This window comes from Psychroflexus sp. MBR-150 (genome assembly GCF_053628795.1).
Map to the genome: position 1 here is coordinate 1 of NZ_JBRJHB010000020.1, position 18,581 is coordinate 18,581.

Below are 18,581 nucleotides of genomic sequence, written 5' to 3' on the forward strand. Positions count from 1 at the left end.
TCGCTTCATAATGCCAGCTAAAATACTAAATATCAATCATATAAAATAATTATTTTTGATGTTTTTTAGTGAAATTTGGTTTTTAGAGATTCCCTTAACTATCAAATAAATACAACTTCCCACAACTAACTACTTACCGCGTCTGTTCACTTATTGCTGCAACTTATAACTCTGAACATCTCACTATTCATATCTCTCAAAGATTGCTTAACTTTGCAAAACTCTATAAAAAACTTTTAATAATGATTTTACCTATTGTGGCTTATGGCGATCCTGTTCTAAAACGCAAAGCTAAAGATGTTCCAGAAGATTATTCAGACTTACAAGAGCTTATAGATAATATGTTTGAAACTATGTATAATGCACATGGCGTGGGTTTGGCAGCTCCTCAAATAGGAAAATCTATACGCCTTTTTGTCGTTGATGCTTCACCATTTGCAGAAGATAGCAATATTTCTGAAGAAGAAAAAAATAAACTCAAATCGACCAAAGAAGTATTTATCAATCCTAAAATAACCAAAGAGCAAGGCGACGAATGGGATTTTAACGAAGGCTGTTTAAGCATTCCCGATATACATGAAGACGTATTCAGAAAGCCAAAAATTGAAATCGAATACTACGATCGTGATTTTAATTTAAAGCAAAAATCTCTCGAAGGTCATTTTGCACGAGTGGTTCAACACGAGTATGACCATATTGAAGGCATTTTGTTTACCGACAAACTATCTAATCTAAAAAAACGCTTAATTAAAGGTAAACTCAAAAAGATTGCTGAAGGAAAAATTGATGTCGATTACCGCATGCGTTTTCCCATGTTAAAAAAAAGTAGATAAATCCTTGATAAATCAACCTATCATCGCATATTTGCGAACATAAAAAATTAAATCATGGAATTTGACAAAATCCTTTCCGTATCTGGAAAACCAGGTCTTTACCAACTCAAAACACAAACTCGAGCTGGCGTTTTGGCACAATCGCTGACCGATGGGCGAAAAATACAAGTCAACTTGAGAAATAATATCAGTATTTTATCTGAAATTTCGATTTATACTTATACAGATGAAGTCCCGTTGAAAGAAGTATTTCATAAGATATACCAAAAAACAGATGGACAAAAAAGTATTGACCACAAAAGCCCCAAAAAAGAACTCGAGAAATATTTTAGAGAAATATTACCAGAATATGACGAAGATAGAGTTTACCAAAGTGATATCAAAAAAGTTATTCAGTGGTATAACATTTTAATTGAAAATGATTTTACGGATTTTCAAGATAAAGAAAAATCTGACGAAGAAGAATAAATGAGCAAACGCAACAGGCATAAAACTTTTGAAAACCTTGAAGTCATAGATACTGGTCATAAAGGCAAAGCTGTGGCCAAAACCACTAATGGTCAAGTCGTTTTTGTAGATAATGCCATTCCTGGAGACATTGTTCATGCTAAATCTTACAAAAAAAGACGGCGATACTACCAAGCTAAACCTATAGAATTTGTCAAGCTTTCTTCTCTTCGCACAGAACCTGTTTGTGAACACTTTGGCACTTGTGGTGGTTGCAAGTGGCAAAATATGGAATACAACCAGCAACTTTACTACAAACAAAAATCGGTTGAAGACAATCTGAAACGCATTGGTCATTTAGATTTGCCTTCTATTTCTAAGATTAAAGCCAGTGAAGACATCTATTTTTACCGCAACAAAATGGAGTTCTCTTTTAGCAATAACCGTTGGCTAACACAAAAAGAAATTGAAAGCGAAAACGAAATTCAACAAAAAAATGCTTTAGGCTTCCATATTCCTGGAATGTGGGACAAAATTTTAGACCTCAACGCTTGTCATCTTCAACAAGACCCGAGCAATGCTATAAGAAATGAAGTCAAGCGTTTTGCTATTGACAATGATTTGAGTTTCTTTGATGTCAAACAACAAAAAGGCTTGCTCAGAACACTGATGATCCGCACAACTTCTACAGGTGAAGTTATGTTGCTTATTCAATTTTATGACGACAAACCAGCTCAACGCAAACTTTTGCTTGAACATCTTAAACAGAGTTTTTCTGAAATTACAGCTTTGCTTTATGTCATTAATCAAAAAGCCAACGACACAATTTACGATCAAGATGTGATATGCTATCACGGTCAAGAATTCATTACAGAAGTGATGGAAGATTTGAGTTTTAAAATAGATGCCAAATCTTTTTACCAAACCAACTCAAAACAAGCCTATGAGTTGTATAAAATCACAAGAGATTTTGCCCAACTTCAAGGTGACGAAGTGGTTTATGATTTATATACTGGCACTGGAACTATTGCACAGTTTATCGCTAAAAAAGTTAAAAAAGTTATCGGTATAGAAGCCGTGACTGAAGCCATTGAAAAAGCCAAACTCAATGCAAGCGACAATAAGATTGACAACTGTAAATTTGTGGCTGGTGATATGAAAAAAGTATTTACACAAGAATTTGTTGCAAAACACGGTCAACCTGATTTGGTTATTACTGACCCACCAAGAGAAGGCATGCACAAAGACGTGGTTAAAGTTTTATTGGATTTAAAACCTCAGCGTATAGTTTACGTCAGTTGTAATTCTGCCACTCAAGCAAGAGATTTAGAAATTTTGACCAAAAGTTATAAGATTACCAAAGTCAAACCCGTTGATATGTTTCCACAAACGCATCATGTAGAAAATGTAGTGGCTTTAGAACTAAAATCATGATAAAACGATTTTTAAAATATGGTTTTTTTATCGTTGGTATAATCCTTTTGTTTATCTCCTGTGAACGCGATGATATTTGCCCTGAGTCAACGCCTACAACACCTTTTTTAATTATAGAATTTTTTGACGTAGCCGAGCCTGACCAAAACAAAACCATTAAAAATTTGAGTTATATTGCAGAAAACACAACTGATACTGTATTTTTAGGCATTGTAGATTCTATAGCTTTACCGCTTAATACAAATCAAAATACCACTCAATTTCAATTGATAAGAAACACAAACGACGATAACTTTAGGAATGTAGATACCATTAGATTTATATATGAAGTCAGTGAAAAGTACGTCAATCGGGCTTGTGGTTTTAAAGCTATTTTCAAAGATTTAAGTGCGGTTAGAACCATAGAAAACCCAGCTTCAAACAACTGGATAAGAAGTGTTTCAACAGAACAACTCAACGTAGAAAATGAACAAAATACTCACGTTTTTATTTTGCATTAGCTTTTGTTTATTTATAGGAATAACCCAAAGTTTTGCTCAAAATGATAGCCTTATCTACACAGAAAGATACGGCGTTTCTTTTGGTGTAGATTTGTTTAAACTTACGCGAACTGTTGTAGATGATAATTATACAGGCTTTGAAATTAACGGTGATTATAGATTTACAGACGAAATTTACCTCGCTGCTGAAATCGGAAATGACCAATTTACTTTTGATGAAAACAATCTTGTAGTTGACTCTGATGGTAGTTATATAAAATTAGGTGCAAATTATAATTTCTATAAAAACTGGATTGGTATGCAAAACCAAATCTACGGCGGATTTAGAATTGGGATTTCCTCCTATTCGCAAACCTTAAAGGAATTTAATTTCTATACAACCGACAATACTTTTGAGCCTGAAACACAAATCGTTAATCGTGAATTTAATAACCTTTCAGCCGTTTGGACTGAATTTCAGTTTGGTTTTAAAGTAGAATTGTTTAAAAACATATATGCTGGTGCACATGTGCAAATCAAATTTTTAGTCAGCGAAACCGAACTGCAAAATTTTGATAATATATTTATTCCTGGATTTAACATCACCAATGATTTCAGCTCTATCGGTGCAGGTTGGGGTTATTCTATCAGCTACTTAATACCTTTTAAAACCAAACGTAAAACACAGTCAACTAATCCAAATTGATCAACACTTTTTAGTATCTGTTTCTGAACTCGTTTCAGAACCAATCACAATCACCTGACAATAATGCGTGTAATAATTCTTGTCGATTTCTCATTAGAAATACTCAAAAAATAAAGCCCAGATTCAACATTGATAGGTATTTCAGCATTGCCTTGTTGTGAAGTTATCCAAATTGTTTTACCTGTAATGTCAAGCAATTTAAACTGATAAGTTTGTGAAGGAACAAGTCCTTTAACTTGAATATTACTGTCATTAACTGGGTTTGGAAACACAACAACCTTATCAATGTTTGTTTCATCAACACTCAAATTTTGATCCCAAGGGTTACCAAATTCAGTTCCCCAAATAAAATCTACGAGATTGGGAAAGTCAATAAATGGATTACGGTTTTTTTGCCAAGTATAAATAATATTATTTCTATTCATTTCAAAATCATCTGGTGGATCTTGTTGATGCCATGTCAATAAAGTGGCTAAATCGCCAAGTTTGCCAGTATCTGAAGGAAAACCGTTGACAACATCTAAGCCATTGTAACGTACTGTTAAAAAGAAAATACAACGTGCAACATCGCCTTTAAAACTTCCAGCATTACCTAATGGACCAACATATTGTCCATAATGTTGGTTACCACGAGAGGAGTTTTCACCTGCATCGGCAGCACGTAATCCATGAGCATCAGAGTTGGCATGCCTTAGTGAGTCGGCATTAGTTTCCCACCATACATTAATGCCATCAGCTATATCGTCATCTTCAATACTTGTAAAACCACCTCTTGATCGAGGAAAGGTATGTTCTCTATTCCACATATCAACACCTGAAGAACTTGTTTGAAATAGATATTTTGCTCTTGGTTGTTCGGTATAGAGCAACCAAACCTGATTGTTGTTTTCTGGATTTTGGTCTGCTACCTTTAATATATCAATAATATCAGCATAAGTTTGTGTTCTTACAACACCATTTTCTGAAACCAAATCTTGAATGCCTTGTACCAATGCATTACCAGAAAGACCATCAAGACTATCATAATAATCAGCAGATGCTGTACTTGAAACATTACCAAAGGTTGGATTTAATGGAGTGCCAAAATTAGAAGTCGTATAGTCTCCATCTATTATGATTAGACTAAGATTGTTGTTATTTGAAATAAATTCTGGTGGAAGATTTGAAATATTGATTTCCATAAATTCATCTTCCTCTGCAACGCCATCGGCTAAAATATTGATTTGAGTTTGTCCAGTAGTATCACCAGCTTGAAAATCTATAAAAGCATTTCCCGTATAATCAGCATTATTAAAATCTCCATTATTTAAATCTAAATTGAAAGTGATATCATTATCAACAGGATCTTCTGTGTTTAAGGTTATGACAACGGTTTCGCCTTCATCATAAACCTCTTGATTTGCTGAGATAGTTATACCGTTCAGAATAACACCCGAGCCATCGTTGAGTTGCTTTGGTGTTGGCGTTGCAACATACCAACTGCCATCATTAGCACGCTGAATGGATTCAAAATCTTTATTGCCATTAGCATCTTCATCAATTTGTAATGTTAAGCCTAATAAATTAAGTAGGCCTGTATCATCAGAATCGTTAGTTCCATAAACTAAAGCATCAACTAAATTTGTGGTTGTAGCCAATGTTCCAATAGGCATATCAGACTCGTTGGCTTGATAAATAGCCACGGCATCGGCTCCATTTTGAATGGTGTTTAATGGCAATTCAAAATCTACAATAGGCGAAACTTCTGAAGCCCCTAAAACAAAAAGACCATTAATATCAGTTGTAAAACCATCTAAGTCGATATTAAAATAACTTAAATCACCTCCACTACTTGACCCGTTAAACAACACGAGCAAATAGCCGTCTAAAGGTGAAAATGGATTATCGGTTTTAATCTCAATAAATTCTTTAGTGTCAACTCCATCTGTATCAGTATCAAACTCGTTGATAATAGGGTTTTGTGCAACAAGACTAAAACTAAAAATACTTGTGAATAGTATAAAAAATAACTTCATGATTTCAAATTATTTTGCTAAAATAATGCTTATATGGATTAAAAATGAGTTTCCCAAGTTAAATGAAAGTTAGCTTTTATTTAATAGATACATTTTTTCACATAACCAATTCAATTCATTAAATTTGTAGCTTAAAATTTGGAAAAACTATGTTTGATAATTTAAGCGATAAGTTAGATAATGCCTTACATCTGCTCAAAGGTCACGGGCAGATTACAGAAGTCAATGTTGCTGAAACGTTAAAAGAAGTAAGACGTGCCTTGGTCGATGCCGATGTCAACTTCAAGATTGCTAAAAATTTTACCAACACCGTTAAGGAAAAAGCTTTAGGGCAAAATGTTTTAAAAACCTTAAAGCCTGGCGAACTTATGGTCAAAATCGTCAAAGATGAGTTGACCGAACTTATGGGTGGCGATGCTGAAGGTATAGATTTATCAGGCAACCCAAGCGTAATCTTAATGGCTGGGCTACAAGGTAGTGGTAAAACTACATTTTCTGGAAAACTGGCCAATTTTCTAAAAACCAAAAAAGCTAAAAATCCTTTATTAGTTGCTGGAGATGTTTACAGACCTGCAGCAATTGACCAACTTCATGTCGTTGGCGAACAAATTGGTGTTGAAGTCTTTTCTGATAAAGAAGAAAAAAATCCAGTTAAAATTTCTGAACGAGCCATAGCACATGCTAAAGCCAATGGTTTTGATGTGGTCATTATCGATACCGCTGGTCGTCTGGCAATTGACGAAGTATTGATGAAAGAAATCTCAAGTATTCACAATACTGTAAAACCTAACGAAACACTTTTTGTGGTCGATGCCATGACAGGTCAAGATGCTGTAAATACAGCAAAAGCCTTTAATGATGTGCTGGATTATGACGGTGTAGTGTTAACCAAGTTAGATGGTGATACTCGCGGTGGTGCAGCTATTTCTATCAAATCCGTGGTAGATAAACCTTTGAAATTTATTGGTACAGGCGAGAAAATGGAAGCCATTGATGTTTTTCATCCTTCGCGAATGGCCGATAGAATTCTCGGTATGGGTGATGTGGTTTCCTTAGTTGAACGTGCTCAAGAACAATACGATGAAGAAGAAGCTCGCAAAATACAAAAGAAAATTGCTAAAAATAAGTTTGGTTTTGACGATTTTCTGAAGCAAATTCAACAGGTCAAGAAAATGGGGAACATGAAAGACCTTATGGGTATGATTCCAGGAGCTGGCAAAATGATGAAAAATGTTGATATTGATGATGATGCTTTTAAAGGTATTGAAGCTATTATCAATTCTATGACACCAGAGGAACGTCAAAATCCTAAAATATTCAATACCAGTAGAAAACGAAGAATTGCAAAAGGTTCAGGAACAAGTGTTAATGAAGTTAACCAGCTGTTAAAACAATTTGGGCAAATGAGCAAAATGATGAAAATGATGCAAGGTGGCGGTGGCAAAAAATTGATGCAAATGATGAGTCAGATGAAGTAGTGTTTTCAGTGGGTAGTGAGCAGTTGGCAGTGAACAGATGGCAGTTGGCAGTCGCAGTTGGCAATCGCAGTTGTAGTATATAAGTTTATAATAAACTGAATACTGAATACTAAATACTAAAAACTGAATACTGAATACTGAAAACTGAATACTAAAAACTGAATACTGAACACTGAAAACTGAAGACTAAAAAGCTAATAAAATGACTATACTAGACGGCAAAAAAACCAGTCAAGACATTAAGGATGAAATCAAACTTGAAGTCGATAAAATGAAAGAACGTGGCGAAAAAGTGCCACATTTGGCCGCTGTTTTGGTGGGGAATGACGGTGCGAGTTTGACTTATGTCGGCAGTAAAGTGAAATCTTGTGAACAAGTGGGTTTTGAGTCAACATTGATTAAAATGCCAAGCACTACCAGTGAAATTGAGCTTTTAGATAAAATCAAAACACTCAATAATGACGATGATATTGATGGCTATATTGTTCAACTGCCTTTGCCTAAGCAAATCAACACTCAAAAAGTTTTGATGCAAGTAGATCCAGATAAAGATGTTGACGGTTTTCACCCCACAAATTTCGGAAAAATGGCTTTGGATATGACAACATTTATACCCGCAACGCCTTTTGGAATTTTAGAACTCATAGAGCGTTATGGTGTAGAAACAAATGGTAAACATACCGTTGTAATTGGTCGTAGCCATATTGTTGGACGACCTATGAGCATTTTGATGGGCAGAAATGGATTTCCTGGTAATTCAACGGTAACGCTCACACATAGCCATACTAAAAATATTACCCAAATCACATCACAAGCAGATATTATTATTACCGCTTTGGGTATTCCAAATTTCCTAAAAGCCGAAATGGTTAAAGATGATGCGGTTGTTATTGATGTTGGTATTACACGTGTTCCTGATGATTCTCGTAAAAAAGGTTATCGTATTACTGGCGATGTTGATTTTGACAATGTATCTAAAAAAGCTTCATTTATTACACCCGTTCCAGGTGGTGTTGGACCAATGACTATTGCAATGCTACTTAAAAACACCTTATTAGCTAAAGAACTACATAAGTCAAAGTTAAAAGATTAACACTCTACATAATTTGTGTTGACTTCCAACTTTCAAAATCATTGATGTCTTCGTCAATCAAACGCATTAAAGCCATAAAAACACTAATATCATCAACAAAACCTATAACAGGCAAAACATCTGGAACAATATCAAAAGGGTTAATCACATAAAGCAGTGTAAAGGTTATTGATGCTACAGAACGCCAGGGTATTTTTTTGTATGTTCCTTTTTTATACTGCTGAAGAATTTCTATGAGTAATTTGAATTTTTGCCTTTGTTGTGCAAAAACTTTAAGATTGAGTATTTTTTGCAGACGTTTGCGTTTTCGATGAATTTTATTTAAATCATCTTTGTCTATCTGTTTTGCATTTTCAGACACAAAATCTTTATCAATATGAGGTTTATGCTTTGTCTTTTTCATCTGTTTTATCTTTTATTTCATCTTCATTATCATTTTGTTTTTCATCAATTTTTACCCTCTGTTTTTCTTCTAAGCTTGTTTCAGCTTGATATTCAGTTTGGTTTTCATCATCGGCATATTCTTTTTTATAAATTACAACAATAATAAGGAATAACGATATCATCAAAGGACCAAAAACCAAGCCTAAAAATCCAAAAACAGGAATACCAACAATAACGCCTATTAGAGTAATTAGAGGATGTTCGTTAGCCATACGTTTTAGCACATAAAGTCTAACCAAGTTATCACTTGAACCCACCACAATAAAACCATAAGCCAATACACCAATGGCTTCTAATGTCATGCCTTGAGATAACAAAATAACGGTAACGGGAATAAATCCTATTGCCGTGCCTACAAAAGGAATAACTGAACCTATAGCCGTTACTGCAAACCAAAAAAACGGATCAGGAACGCCAAAAATCAAATATCCAATTAGAGCCACAACTCCTTGTATGAGTGCAACTAATGGGATGCCAATAGCATTGGCTTTTACTTTTTTTGTGGCTTCAATGGCAATGGTTGTGAGATTCTTTTTGCCAACAGGAATATAGCTCTGTAACGAAATTTTAAGCTGCTCTTGATTGACTAACATATAATACAATAAAAAATACATGATACTGACAGAGATAAATGCATCAAAAGTACCGAGTGCAAAGTTTTGGGCGTTTTTAGAAATAAATGAAGCTATGCCTGAAGTATCTATATCTTGAGATATGTTATAGCCTATATATTGCTCAAGTTGTGATAGTTGTGACTTGATGGCAATCACAAATTTTTCTGAATTTTTTATGGCTCCACCGATTTTTGAAGACAGCATAATAACAACCCCAGCCAATGGGATAAGAATTAAAAAGAAAGAGCTAACAATGATGAGTCCAGCTGAGAGGCTTTTTGGCCAACCTTTATCATTGAGTTTTTTCATCAACTTACGGCTGATCACAAAAAAGGTGATAGCACCTAAAACGCCTGAAATATAAGGCAAAATATTATTGTAAATAATAATCGCCAAAATAATAATAACGGTCAACAAAAATAATTGCCTAATAATTCTCGGTGGTATGGTTTTCATCATTTAAGATTTAAAAAGTTGATCGGGGTTTTGAAAAGCTTTAAACTCTAAAGCATTTCCCGAAGGATCATAAAAAAACATAGTGGCTTGTTCGCCCGTTTGACCTTCAAATCTAATGTAAGGTTCAATTTGAAATTTGATTTTTAAAGCTTTAAGTCTTTGAGACAAATCCCAAAAGGCTTTCCATAGTAACACAACGCCAAAATGTGGCACTGGCACATGGTGATTATCAACGGGGTTAAAATGGTTTTGAGGTGAATATTCTTTAACTTCATGAATGACGAGTTGATGACCATAGCAATTAAAATCAACCCACTTATCACTACTTCTACCTTCTTCAAATCCTAAAATTTGACTGTAAAATTTTCTGCTCTGCTCCAAATTATGAACAGGAATGGCAAGGTGAAAAGCTGAGTTTGGCATATTTAATTTTAAATAGCCAATTTAAACATAATTCTTAAAAAATAAAATTGAAAATCAGACTTGAGTTTAAAATTTACAAATCATTTTCTAACCTTCTGATTTTGAATTAAATCAATATACAAATTTATTTTATCTTTCAAATGTTTACGTTCTGTAATAAAATCTAAAAATCCGTGTTCTTTGACAAATTCTGCGGTTTGAAAACCTTCTGGTAAATCTTTTCCCGTGGTATCTCTTACAACTCGTGGTCCAGCAAAACCAATTAAAGCCCCTGGTTCTGAAATATTAATATCACCCAGCATAGCAAAAGATGCTGTAGTACCACCAGTTGTTGGATCGGTACAGAGCGAAATATAAGGTAATTTGGCTTTAGCCAATTGACCGAGCTTTGCAGATGTTTTTGCTAACTGCATAAGTGACAAACCCGCTTCCATCATTCTGGCACCACCAGATTTTGAGATGATAACGAGTGGGAGTTTGTTCCTGATAGCATAATCGACTGAACGTGCAATTTTTTCACCGACAACTGATCCCATTGAACCACCAATAAATTTAAAATCCATAGCACAGACAATTATTTTTTTGCCTTTAGACTCGCCTACTGCTGTTCTTATAGCATCTTTCAGCCCAGTTTTCTTTTGAACTTCTTTGATACGAACACTATACTTTTTAGTGTCTTCAAAATTTAATGGATCTTTTGAGGCTAAATTTTTATACAATTCTTTAAAATTACCATCATCAAAAAGTATTTCAAAATACTCTTTACTCCCTATTCTTACATGGTAACCATCTTCTGGGCTGACGTAATAATTTTTTGCCAGTTGGTCAGAGTCAATAACTTTGCCTGTTGGGGTTTTGTACCATAAACCTTTAGGAACGTCTTTTTTATCTTCGGTTGCGGTTTGTATGCCTTTTTTCTTTCTTTTAAACCAAGCCATATTATTGTTATTAGATGGAATTTCTATACTATTTATCAATAGAGTTTGAGTTTTAATTTATAGCAAAAAACTATAAAACATTGACATTATTAAGATCTTCAAAGGCTTTTTTTAACCTCTCTTTGAAAGTGATTTCAGCTTCGCGTAACCATTTTCTTGGGTCATAATATTTTTTGTTGGGTGCGTCATCACCTTCAGGATTGCCAATTTGAGATGACAAGTAATCGGCATTGGTTTTCATATAATCTCTAATGCCTTTCATAAATGCATATTGCAAATCAGTGTCTATGTTCATTTTGACAACACCATAGCTGATGCCTTCTCTTATTTCTTCAACAGTTGAACCACTACCGCCGTGAAAAACAAAATCGATATGATTGTGCTCTACACCATATTTTTCAGAAATGTATTCTTGAGAGTTTTTAAGTATTTTTGGTGTCAACTTGACATTTCCTGGTTTGTAAACACCGTGAACGTTACCAAAAGCTGCAGCTATAGTAAATTGATCACTCACTTTACTCAATTCTTCATAAGCATAAGCCACTTCTTCAGGTTGTGTATAAAGCTTTGACGAATCCACATCTGAATTATCTACGCCATCTTCTTCGCCACCAGTTACGCCGAGTTCTATTTCTAAGGTCATACCCATTTTGCTCATACGTTCAAGGTATGTTTTGCAGGTTTCTATATTTTCTTTAATGGGTTCTTCAGATAAATCAATCATATGAGAGCTAAACAAAGGTTTTCCGTAAATTTTGTAAAACTTTTCACCTTCGTCTAACATACCATCAATCCATGGCAATAATTTTTTAGCACAATGGTCTGTATGCATAATAACTGTAGCACCGTAGGCTTCAGCTAAATCGTGAACGTGTTTTGCACCCGTAGTTGCACCAAGAACTGCCGCTCTTTGATTTTCATTAGACAAGCCTTTGCCTGCATTAAATTGGGCACCACCATTTGAGAATTGGATAATCACTGGTGAATTGAGTTCTGCTGCGGTTTCTAAAACGCCATTAATAGTGTTAGAACCAACCACATTCACACCTGGCAAGGCGTAGCCATTAGCTTTTGCGTGATTAAAAATATCTTGAACTTCTTTTCCAGTAGCAACGCCTGGTTTAATATTATGACTCATAGTTTTTTTATTTTGAATTGTAAAATTAGTAATTTATTAAAGAAAAATGAATTCATGTTGATATATTTTAGATATCATAAAATCCAAAATTTATTTAAAAACAGTTTATCAAGCAGAATTTCGACTGGCATTTATATTACCAAACAAACATCTGATAACAAGTTTTTCAAATTTATCTTTTTCAGGGTGATTTTGCTGAATCATTTGCAAAGCATATTGCTGAATAGATAAAAGTGGTAAAACGATATTTTCGCGAGCACTGATAGATTTACGGGTTATTTTTTCATTGTCCATTAAATATTTCACGCCAGTTAACTTCAAAGCCCATTTTTTTGACAACTCATATTCAGCTCTTAGGTCTTTCCAAAAATTGCCAAAGACCTTATCGTTTTTCATATATTGAGTTAATGGAAAATATGATTTTTTCATACTCATCATACTATTGTTGATAAGCGTTCTGAAAAACGCTGAGTTGTCATACAAGTCTTGAATTACTTCAGGTTTATCGGCAAAGGTTTCTAAAGCAGTTCCTAAACCGTAGTAGCCTGGTACATTTTGTCTAATTGTACTCCAAGATCCAACAAATGGTATAGCTCTTAAATCAGAAAAATCTAATGTTGATTTTGCGTTTCTTTTAGAGGGTCTGCTTCCAATATTTGTTGCACCATAATATTTTAAGGTGGTCATTTTTTCAAGGTAAGGCACAAAGTTTTTATCATTTTTAAGTGAAGTATATTTTTCATAACTTTTATTTGCCAAATCTGAAATTAAATCTTTGTAGTGCTGATTTAGTTTTACAGATTTATTAAAAGGTTTAGCACCAGCGAGCAAGAGTTGTTCAATATTGTAGCTTGCATGTTCGTGCGTGCCATATATACTTGTTATGGTTTGACCTTGAATGGTAAGTTGTATTTTGTCATTTGACACATCGTCGCCTTGAGCAGCATAAAATTGATGAGTTTTACCGCCACCTCTTGCAGGTGGACCACCTCTACCGTCAAAAAAGACAACTTTATAATTGTGTGCCTTTGTTACTTTTGTAAGGCGTTCTTTGGTTTGCAAAATTTCCCAATTCGCTTTTAAATAGCCACCATCTTTGGTTCCGTCAGAAAAACCCAACATAATGGTTTGTTCATTATTTCTTTTTTCAAGGTGCGTTTTATAAATAGGTAGCTCGTAAAGCTCACGCATGACATCCTGTGAATTGTTCATGCCAACCATAGTTTCAAAAAGCGGTACAATATCTATTTTGATGTCTTCGTCTTGGTATCCACAATATTTAAAAAGAGCATAAACGTGAAGTACATCAAATATACTTTCAGAATTTGAAATAATGTAGCGATGAAGTGCTCTTTCGCCATTTTCGGCTTGTATATCTTTAATTTGATATACATTTTTAATGGTATCAATTATGATTTCATCTTCATAATCATCAGCATTGAGCCTTAATGATTTTTTTGTTAGATAATTAATTTTTTCTTGGTTAGATAAGGTGTTGTAGTCTAAATCAAACTCCTTTTTAAATATTTCTTGAATAGCTTCTGTATGTTTGCTACTGTCTTGCCTTATATCTAATGTTGCAAAATGATTCCCAAATAAATGGACTCTACCAATAATATCATTGACTTCTTCAACAAAAAAATCTTTGTATCGTTCTTTCAATAAAGATTTGATTTGGTACAAACTTTCTAAAATCTCCTTGTCGGTAATACAAACTTCATCTTGAAAAATTTGTTTATAAAGTCTTTGTTTTAGAGTTTCGGTAATTTCAACCACGCCTTTGAAAGTTAATTTTTTTCTTAGATCTTTTACATGGTTATAGTAACATTTCATAATTGTATTTCTCAACAATTGAGCCACTTTTCTTGTGGTATCAAACTTGACAAAAGGATTTCCATCACGATCACCACCAGGCCAAAAACCAAGTTCAATGAGATGAGGATTAAAGTCTGGTTGAACTTCCAAATTTTTAAATATTTGGTGATACAACTTGCCTATAGTTTGATAATACACATAACGCATATGATAAATAATACTTTCGGCTTCATCAAAAGGCGTTGGCTTTTCTCGTTTCACAAAAGGAGTGTAAGACAGTTGATTTAGTAATTTGTCAATAGCAGTGATGTCATTTTTCTGAATAGCTTGTCGCATTTCATACATGATAATTTGCACTTCGTTAGGATAAAATTGAGTGGGATGAGCTGTAAATACTAAGCGTGTGCTAAATGACTTTAAATGTTCTTTTAAACTCTCATAATATTGATTTTCTGCCTTGAGATAAGTCCCAATTTGAGGACGTTGAAATTCTAAAAAAGCAGCATCTTCAACACAATCAAACAAAACCACCTGACGCTCAATATATTGAACAATACGAAATAATAAATCAAATTTTTCTTCAGTAGATTTTATATCGGTATGACTACCTATAAATTCTTCAATAATTTCAACTGGCGATTTTGAATTATCAAAACCTTCTTGACTTAACTTGCGAAGCAAAGGGATGTAAATTCCTGTGTAAGTAGAATGTTTGTGTGGTAAATTCAAAAACAAACTATTGTAAACACTATATTTGTTTGTGATAATTTGTCTAAATAACTCATAACGCTCTTCTGATAACATATTTTTTTTTTGATAGCTAAACTAATGAATTAAAACAGGTTTATCAAAATATTAGGCATGAGTTTTAAAATAAAATTATTTCGATAAATATTAAGCCTTGTTTTAAAATATAGTATTTAAATTTGAACTCTAAAATCACAAAAAATGAATAAAAAAGTAATTTTGACCATATTAGACGGATGGGGAAATGCACCAGATAAAAAAGTTTCTGCAGTTGATGCTGCTAACACACCTTGTATAGATCATTTAAAAAAAACATATCCAACTGCAACGCTTAGAACTGATGGCATGAATGTAGGTTTACCCGAAGGTCAAATGGGTAATTCTGAAGTGGGACACATGAATTTAGGAGCTGGCAGAATTGTATATCAAGATTTAGTCAAGATAAATATGGCCGTTGAAAAAGATACACTTAAAGACCAAGCACCTATCAAAGAAGCTTTTGAATATGCCAAAAAACACCATAAATCTGTTCATTTTCTTGGTTTAGTGAGTGATGGTGGCGTTCATTCTCATATCAATCATCTCAAAGGGTTGGTAAAGACAGCTGATGACTTTGGGGTAAAGAAAAGCTATGTTCACGCCTTTACAGATGGTCGTGATGTTGACCCAAAATCGGGAAAAGGCTTTATAAAAGATTTGAATGATTTTTTAAAACATCACAATTCACAGTTGGCAAGCATTATAGGTCGATATTATGCTATGGACAGAGATAAGCGTTGGGAACGCATCAAGCAAGCCTATGATTTAATTGTAAATGGAAAGGGTAAAAAAACGGAAAAACCCGTCAATGCAATTTCAGAAAGCTATGATAACAACATCACTGACGAATTCATAAAACCAATAGTAGTATGTCAAAACAATCAACCTGTGGCGTGTTTAGAAAATGATGATGTTGTAATCTTTTTTAATTTTAGAACCGATCGTGGCAGACAACTCACTTCAGCCCTATCACAACAAGACTTCCCAGAGTATGGCATGAAAAAACTCAATCTGAAATATTACACCATGACTAAATATGATGATACTTTTAAAAACATAAATGTAATTTATACAAAAGACAACATTAAAAATACCATAGGTGAAGTTTTAGAAAAAGAAGGCAAAACCCAACTTAGAGCAGCTGAAACCGAAAAATATCCACATGTCACATTTTTCTTTTCAGGTGGACGAGAAGAAGCTTTTAAAGGTGAAAAACGCATCATGGTCAATTCACCAAAAGTAGCAACTTATGATTTGCAACCCGAGATGAGTGCTTACGAACTCAAAGACAAAATATTGGTTGAAATTGAAAATAATTCAGCAGACTTCATGTGCATCAATTTTGCAAATCCTGACATGGTTGGACATACTGGCGTTTTTGAAGCCGCAGTAAAAGCATGCGAAACGGTTGACACTTGCATGAATGAACTTGTACAAACAGCACAAGATCAGAATTATACCGTGATAATAATTGCCGATCATGGCAATAGCGAAACCATGATAAATCCAGACGGTTCTCCTAATACAGCTCATACCACCAATCCTGTTCCTTTAATTTTGGTCGATAACGAAATTAAATCAATAAAATCTGGTATTCTGGGTGATATAGCACCAACCATACTAAAACTTATGGGCATCAACAAGCCTAAAGAAATGACACAAAACGCTTTAATTAATTAAAACACTATCCGATGAAATTATACCTAAGTATCATTAATTTGTTGCTATTGTTCAATGTGGCTTTAGCACAAGAATCAAATATTATTGGTCAAACTAATAAAAATGAAATTTTAAATTCAAGACACAATTCTTGGTTTAATAAAAACTACAACAGCTATGAACCTTCACCAAAACACATCAAACAAATAAAAAAACTTCTTGCCAAGAATGACTATAAAATTGAAGTCTATTTTGGCACTTGGTGTTCTGATAGCCAAAGAGAAGTGCCTAGACTCATTAAAATTTTAGAAGCAAGTGAATTTGATTTTGATAACCTTAAGCTCGTAGGCGTTGGTCCAGAAAAAAAAGTCCCTAATGTTTCTAAAAAAAGACAAAAACAATTAAATATTACCAACGTGCCAACCATTATAGTATATCAAGATGACAAAGAAATTAATAGATTTGTAGAATATGCTCAAGAAAGTCTTGAAAAAGATTTCATAAATATTTTGGCAAAAAAACCCTATAAGCACAGCTATCAACAATAAATATATATATGTTCTCAACGCGTAAACCAAAAATAGCTATTGACTTTGATGGTACAATAGTAGAAAACAAATATCCAGATATTGGAAAGCCAAAAATCTTTGCTTTTGAAACCCTAAAAAAACTTCAAGAGGATGGCTATCTTTTGGTATTATGGACATTTCGCTATGGAAAAAGACTAAATGAAGCTATAGAATTTTGTGAATCTTATGGCATAGAATTTTACGCGGTCAATAAAAGTTATCCCGAAGAAGAATTCAACATAGAAAAAATGAGTAGAAAAATAGATGCTGATATTTTTATTGATGACAGAAATATTGGCGGTATGCTTAGTTGGGGAGAAATCTACCAAACTATTACAAAAGAAAAAATAGAAACAGAAAAACCAAAGAAGGGTTTTTTAAGTAAATTCTTTATAAAATAAATCACACATTCAGCAATGATCAAACTTAAGTCAACAGAAGAAATCGCCCTAATGCAAGAAAGTGCTTTAATTGTTTCAAAAACATTAGGTATGCTTGCCAAAGAAATCAAACCTGGAATATCTACTTTAAAATTAGACAAACTCGCAGATGAATTTATAAGAGACCATAACGCAACACCTGGTTTTTTAGGATTATACGACTTTCCTAACACATTGTGTATGAGCCCTAATGAACAAGTTGTTCATGGGATACCAAACAATAAACCCCTTAATGACGGCGATATTATTTCAATAGATTGTGGTGCAAAAAAAAATGGCTTCTATGGTGATCATGCATACACTTTTGAAGTTGGAGAAGTCAAACCCGAAATAAAAAACTTACTTAAAGTTACCAAAGAAAGCCTCTATAAAGGCATAGCCGAATTTAGATATGGTAAACGCATCGGTGATGTAGGTTATGCTATTCAAAAACATGCTGAAGATCACGGCTACGGCGTCGTTAGAGAACTGGTCGGTCACGGATTAGGCAAAAAAATGCACGAAGATCCCGAAATGCCCAATTATGGTAAAAGAGGACGTGGTAAAAAATTTAAAAATGGAATGACTGTGGCTATTGAACCTATGATAAATCTCGGTTATAGACGGGTTATACAACTTAAAGACGGTTGGACTATAATAACTGCTGACGGTTTGCCAAGTGCTCACTTTGAGCATGATGTTGCCCTTATTGACGGCAAACCCAAATTACTTTCTACTTTTGACTTCGTCTATGAAGCTTTAGGAATTTCTTCTGATGAAGAAAAACCATTTAAATTTGAATAACTTCCTAAAGTTAACAATTGTTAAAATAAGT

At 33.9% G+C, this 18,581-nt stretch carries 18 protein-coding genes; 11 read left to right on the forward strand and 7 right to left on the reverse strand.

The features are described 5' to 3' along the window. Positions 1-242 precede the first annotated feature (242 nt). Genes def through ACSSV5_RS10225 form a run of 5 tightly spaced genes read left to right on the forward strand, consistent with a single transcriptional unit; the run spans position 243 to position 3,899 of the window. Positions 243-833 carry a peptide deformylase gene (gene def / locus ACSSV5_RS10205; protein ID WP_211066007.1) on the forward strand — a complete coding sequence of 197 codons (591 nt, stop codon included), beginning with the start codon at positions 243-245 and terminating at the stop codon, positions 831-833. Between the two features lie 54 nt (positions 834-887). Continuing rightward, positions 888-1,301, forward strand: a complete 414-nt coding sequence (locus ACSSV5_RS10210; protein ID WP_211066006.1) for a DUF5606 family protein — start codon at positions 888-890, stop codon at positions 1,299-1,301. Further along, positions 1,302-2,714, forward strand: a complete 1,413-nt coding sequence (gene rlmD / locus ACSSV5_RS10215) for a 23S rRNA (uracil(1939)-C(5))-methyltransferase RlmD (protein WP_454245793.1) — start codon at positions 1,302-1,304, stop codon at positions 2,712-2,714. Continuing rightward, on the forward strand, positions 2,711-3,214 hold the full coding sequence (locus tag ACSSV5_RS10220; protein WP_211066004.1) for a DUF6452 family protein: 504 nt from the start codon (positions 2,711-2,713) through the stop codon (positions 3,212-3,214). The genes rlmD and ACSSV5_RS10220 overlap by 4 nt, the downstream gene beginning before the upstream one ends. Further along, entirely contained in the window at positions 3,180-3,899 is a 720-nt protein-coding gene (locus ACSSV5_RS10225; RefSeq protein WP_454245794.1) for a DUF6048 family protein, read from the forward strand. The genes ACSSV5_RS10220 and ACSSV5_RS10225 overlap by 35 nt, the downstream gene beginning before the upstream one ends. 50 nt (positions 3,900-3,949) lie before the next feature. Here the strand turns inward: ACSSV5_RS10225 and ACSSV5_RS10230 are convergent, their stop codons facing one another. Further along, on the reverse strand, positions 3,950-5,914 hold the full coding sequence (locus ACSSV5_RS10230) for an endonuclease (protein ID WP_454245795.1): 1,965 nt from the start codon (positions 5,912-5,914) through the stop codon (positions 3,950-3,952). Between the two features lie 149 nt (positions 5,915-6,063). On the opposite strand from ACSSV5_RS10230, the gene ffh reads away from it, so the two are divergent. Together ffh and ACSSV5_RS10240 are read left to right on the forward strand one after the other, a co-directional pair. Then, complete coding sequence (gene ffh / locus ACSSV5_RS10235; RefSeq protein ID WP_454245796.1) at positions 6,064-7,392, forward strand: signal recognition particle protein; 1,329 nt, start codon at positions 6,064-6,066, stop codon at positions 7,390-7,392. A gap of 202 nt (positions 7,393-7,594) precedes the next feature. Continuing rightward, positions 7,595-8,485: a bifunctional 5,10-methylenetetrahydrofolate dehydrogenase/5,10-methenyltetrahydrofolate cyclohydrolase gene (locus ACSSV5_RS10240; RefSeq protein WP_454245797.1), complete on the forward strand. Its 891-nt coding sequence runs from the start codon at positions 7,595-7,597 to the stop codon at positions 8,483-8,485. Positions 8,486-8,489: 4 nt separating this feature from the next. Here ACSSV5_RS10240 and ACSSV5_RS10245 read toward each other — a convergent pair whose 3' ends face one another. From ACSSV5_RS10245 to ACSSV5_RS10270, 6 genes are all read right to left on the reverse strand, one after another. Continuing rightward, positions 8,490-8,888 (reverse strand): YkvA family protein, encoded by a 399-nt coding sequence (locus ACSSV5_RS10245; RefSeq protein WP_454245798.1) that lies wholly within the window; start codon positions 8,886-8,888, stop codon positions 8,490-8,492. Beyond that, the gene (locus tag ACSSV5_RS10250) at positions 8,869-9,999 is read right to left on the reverse strand and encodes an AI-2E family transporter (RefSeq protein ID WP_454245799.1); all 1,131 of its coding nucleotides are present in this window, start codon (positions 9,997-9,999) and stop codon (positions 8,869-8,871) included. Before ACSSV5_RS10250 ends, ACSSV5_RS10245 begins: the two co-directional genes overlap by 20 nt. Positions 10,000-10,002: 3 nt before the next feature. Beyond that, positions 10,003-10,422 (reverse strand): VOC family protein, encoded by a 420-nt coding sequence (locus ACSSV5_RS10255; RefSeq protein WP_211065999.1) that lies wholly within the window; start codon positions 10,420-10,422, stop codon positions 10,003-10,005. 80 nt (positions 10,423-10,502) lie between these two features. Then, complete coding sequence (gene accD, locus ACSSV5_RS10260) at positions 10,503-11,360, reverse strand: acetyl-CoA carboxylase, carboxyltransferase subunit beta (protein ID WP_454245800.1); 858 nt, start codon at positions 11,358-11,360, stop codon at positions 10,503-10,505. Between the two features lie 70 nt (positions 11,361-11,430). After that, on the reverse strand, positions 11,431-12,498 hold the full coding sequence (fbaA, locus tag ACSSV5_RS10265; protein WP_454245801.1) for a class II fructose-bisphosphate aldolase: 1,068 nt from the start codon (positions 12,496-12,498) through the stop codon (positions 11,431-11,433). A gap of 108 nt (positions 12,499-12,606) precedes the next feature. Beyond that, positions 12,607-15,117, reverse strand: a complete 2,511-nt coding sequence (locus tag ACSSV5_RS10270; protein ID WP_454245802.1) for a phosphoenolpyruvate carboxylase — start codon at positions 15,115-15,117, stop codon at positions 12,607-12,609. A gap of 144 nt (positions 15,118-15,261) precedes the next feature. On the opposite strand from ACSSV5_RS10270, the gene gpmI reads away from it, so the two are divergent. The 4 genes from gpmI to map are packed head-to-tail and all read left to right on the forward strand — an operon-like array spanning position 15,262 to position 18,550. Continuing rightward, a complete protein-coding gene (gene gpmI, locus ACSSV5_RS10275) occupies positions 15,262-16,779 on the forward strand; it encodes a 2,3-bisphosphoglycerate-independent phosphoglycerate mutase (RefSeq protein ID WP_454245803.1) in 1,518 nt (505 codons plus the stop codon). A gap of 11 nt (positions 16,780-16,790) precedes the next feature. Next, on the forward strand, positions 16,791-17,306 hold the full coding sequence (locus ACSSV5_RS10280) for a thioredoxin family protein (protein WP_454245804.1): 516 nt from the start codon (positions 16,791-16,793) through the stop codon (positions 17,304-17,306). An 8-nt stretch (positions 17,307-17,314) separates the two neighbouring features. Then, positions 17,315-17,728 (forward strand): BT0820 family HAD-type phosphatase, encoded by a 414-nt coding sequence (locus ACSSV5_RS10285; protein ID WP_211065995.1) that lies wholly within the window; start codon positions 17,315-17,317, stop codon positions 17,726-17,728. Positions 17,729-17,743: 15 nt separating this feature from the next. Next, entirely contained in the window at positions 17,744-18,550 is an 807-nt protein-coding gene (gene map / locus ACSSV5_RS10290; RefSeq protein WP_211065994.1) for a type I methionyl aminopeptidase, read from the forward strand. Positions 18,551-18,581 lie beyond the last annotated feature (31 nt).

Bases quoted from the DNA above. Each gene is read 5' to 3' on its own strand.
- ACSSV5_RS10230 (WP_454245795.1), bottom strand. From the start codon at position 5,914: ATGAAGTTATTTTTTATACTATTCACAAGTATTTTTAGTTTTAGTCTT.
- ACSSV5_RS10225 (WP_454245794.1), top strand. From the start codon at position 3,180: ATGAACAAAATACTCACGTTTTTATTTTGCATTAGCTTTTGTTTATTT.
- fbaA (WP_454245801.1), bottom strand. From the start codon at position 12,498: ATGAGTCATAATATTAAACCAGGCGTTGCTACTGGAAAAGAAGTTCAA.
- ACSSV5_RS10255 (WP_211065999.1), bottom strand. From the start codon at position 10,422: ATGCCAAACTCAGCTTTTCACCTTGCCATTCCTGTTCATAATTTGGAG.
- ACSSV5_RS10210 (WP_211066006.1), top strand. From the start codon at position 888: ATGGAATTTGACAAAATCCTTTCCGTATCTGGAAAACCAGGTCTTTAC.
- ACSSV5_RS10280 (WP_454245804.1), top strand. From the start codon at position 16,791: ATGAAATTATACCTAAGTATCATTAATTTGTTGCTATTGTTCAATGTG.
- ACSSV5_RS10270 (WP_454245802.1), bottom strand. From the start codon at position 15,117: ATGTTATCAGAAGAGCGTTATGAGTTATTTAGACAAATTATCACAAAC.
- def (WP_211066007.1), top strand. From the start codon at position 243: ATGATTTTACCTATTGTGGCTTATGGCGATCCTGTTCTAAAACGCAAA.
- map (WP_211065994.1), top strand. From the start codon at position 17,744: ATGATCAAACTTAAGTCAACAGAAGAAATCGCCCTAATGCAAGAAAGT.
- rlmD (WP_454245793.1), top strand. From the start codon at position 1,302: ATGAGCAAACGCAACAGGCATAAAACTTTTGAAAACCTTGAAGTCATA.
- ACSSV5_RS10220 (WP_211066004.1), top strand. From the start codon at position 2,711: ATGATAAAACGATTTTTAAAATATGGTTTTTTTATCGTTGGTATAATC.
- accD (WP_454245800.1), bottom strand. From the start codon at position 11,360: ATGGCTTGGTTTAAAAGAAAGAAAAAAGGCATACAAACCGCAACCGAA.
- gpmI (WP_454245803.1), top strand. From the start codon at position 15,262: ATGAATAAAAAAGTAATTTTGACCATATTAGACGGATGGGGAAATGCA.
- ACSSV5_RS10245 (WP_454245798.1), bottom strand. From the start codon at position 8,888: ATGAAAAAGACAAAGCATAAACCTCATATTGATAAAGATTTTGTGTCT.
- ACSSV5_RS10240 (WP_454245797.1), top strand. From the start codon at position 7,595: ATGACTATACTAGACGGCAAAAAAACCAGTCAAGACATTAAGGATGAA.
- ACSSV5_RS10285 (WP_211065995.1), top strand. From the start codon at position 17,315: ATGTTCTCAACGCGTAAACCAAAAATAGCTATTGACTTTGATGGTACA.
- ffh (WP_454245796.1), top strand. From the start codon at position 6,064: ATGTTTGATAATTTAAGCGATAAGTTAGATAATGCCTTACATCTGCTC.
- ACSSV5_RS10250 (WP_454245799.1), bottom strand. From the start codon at position 9,999: ATGAAAACCATACCACCGAGAATTATTAGGCAATTATTTTTGTTGACC.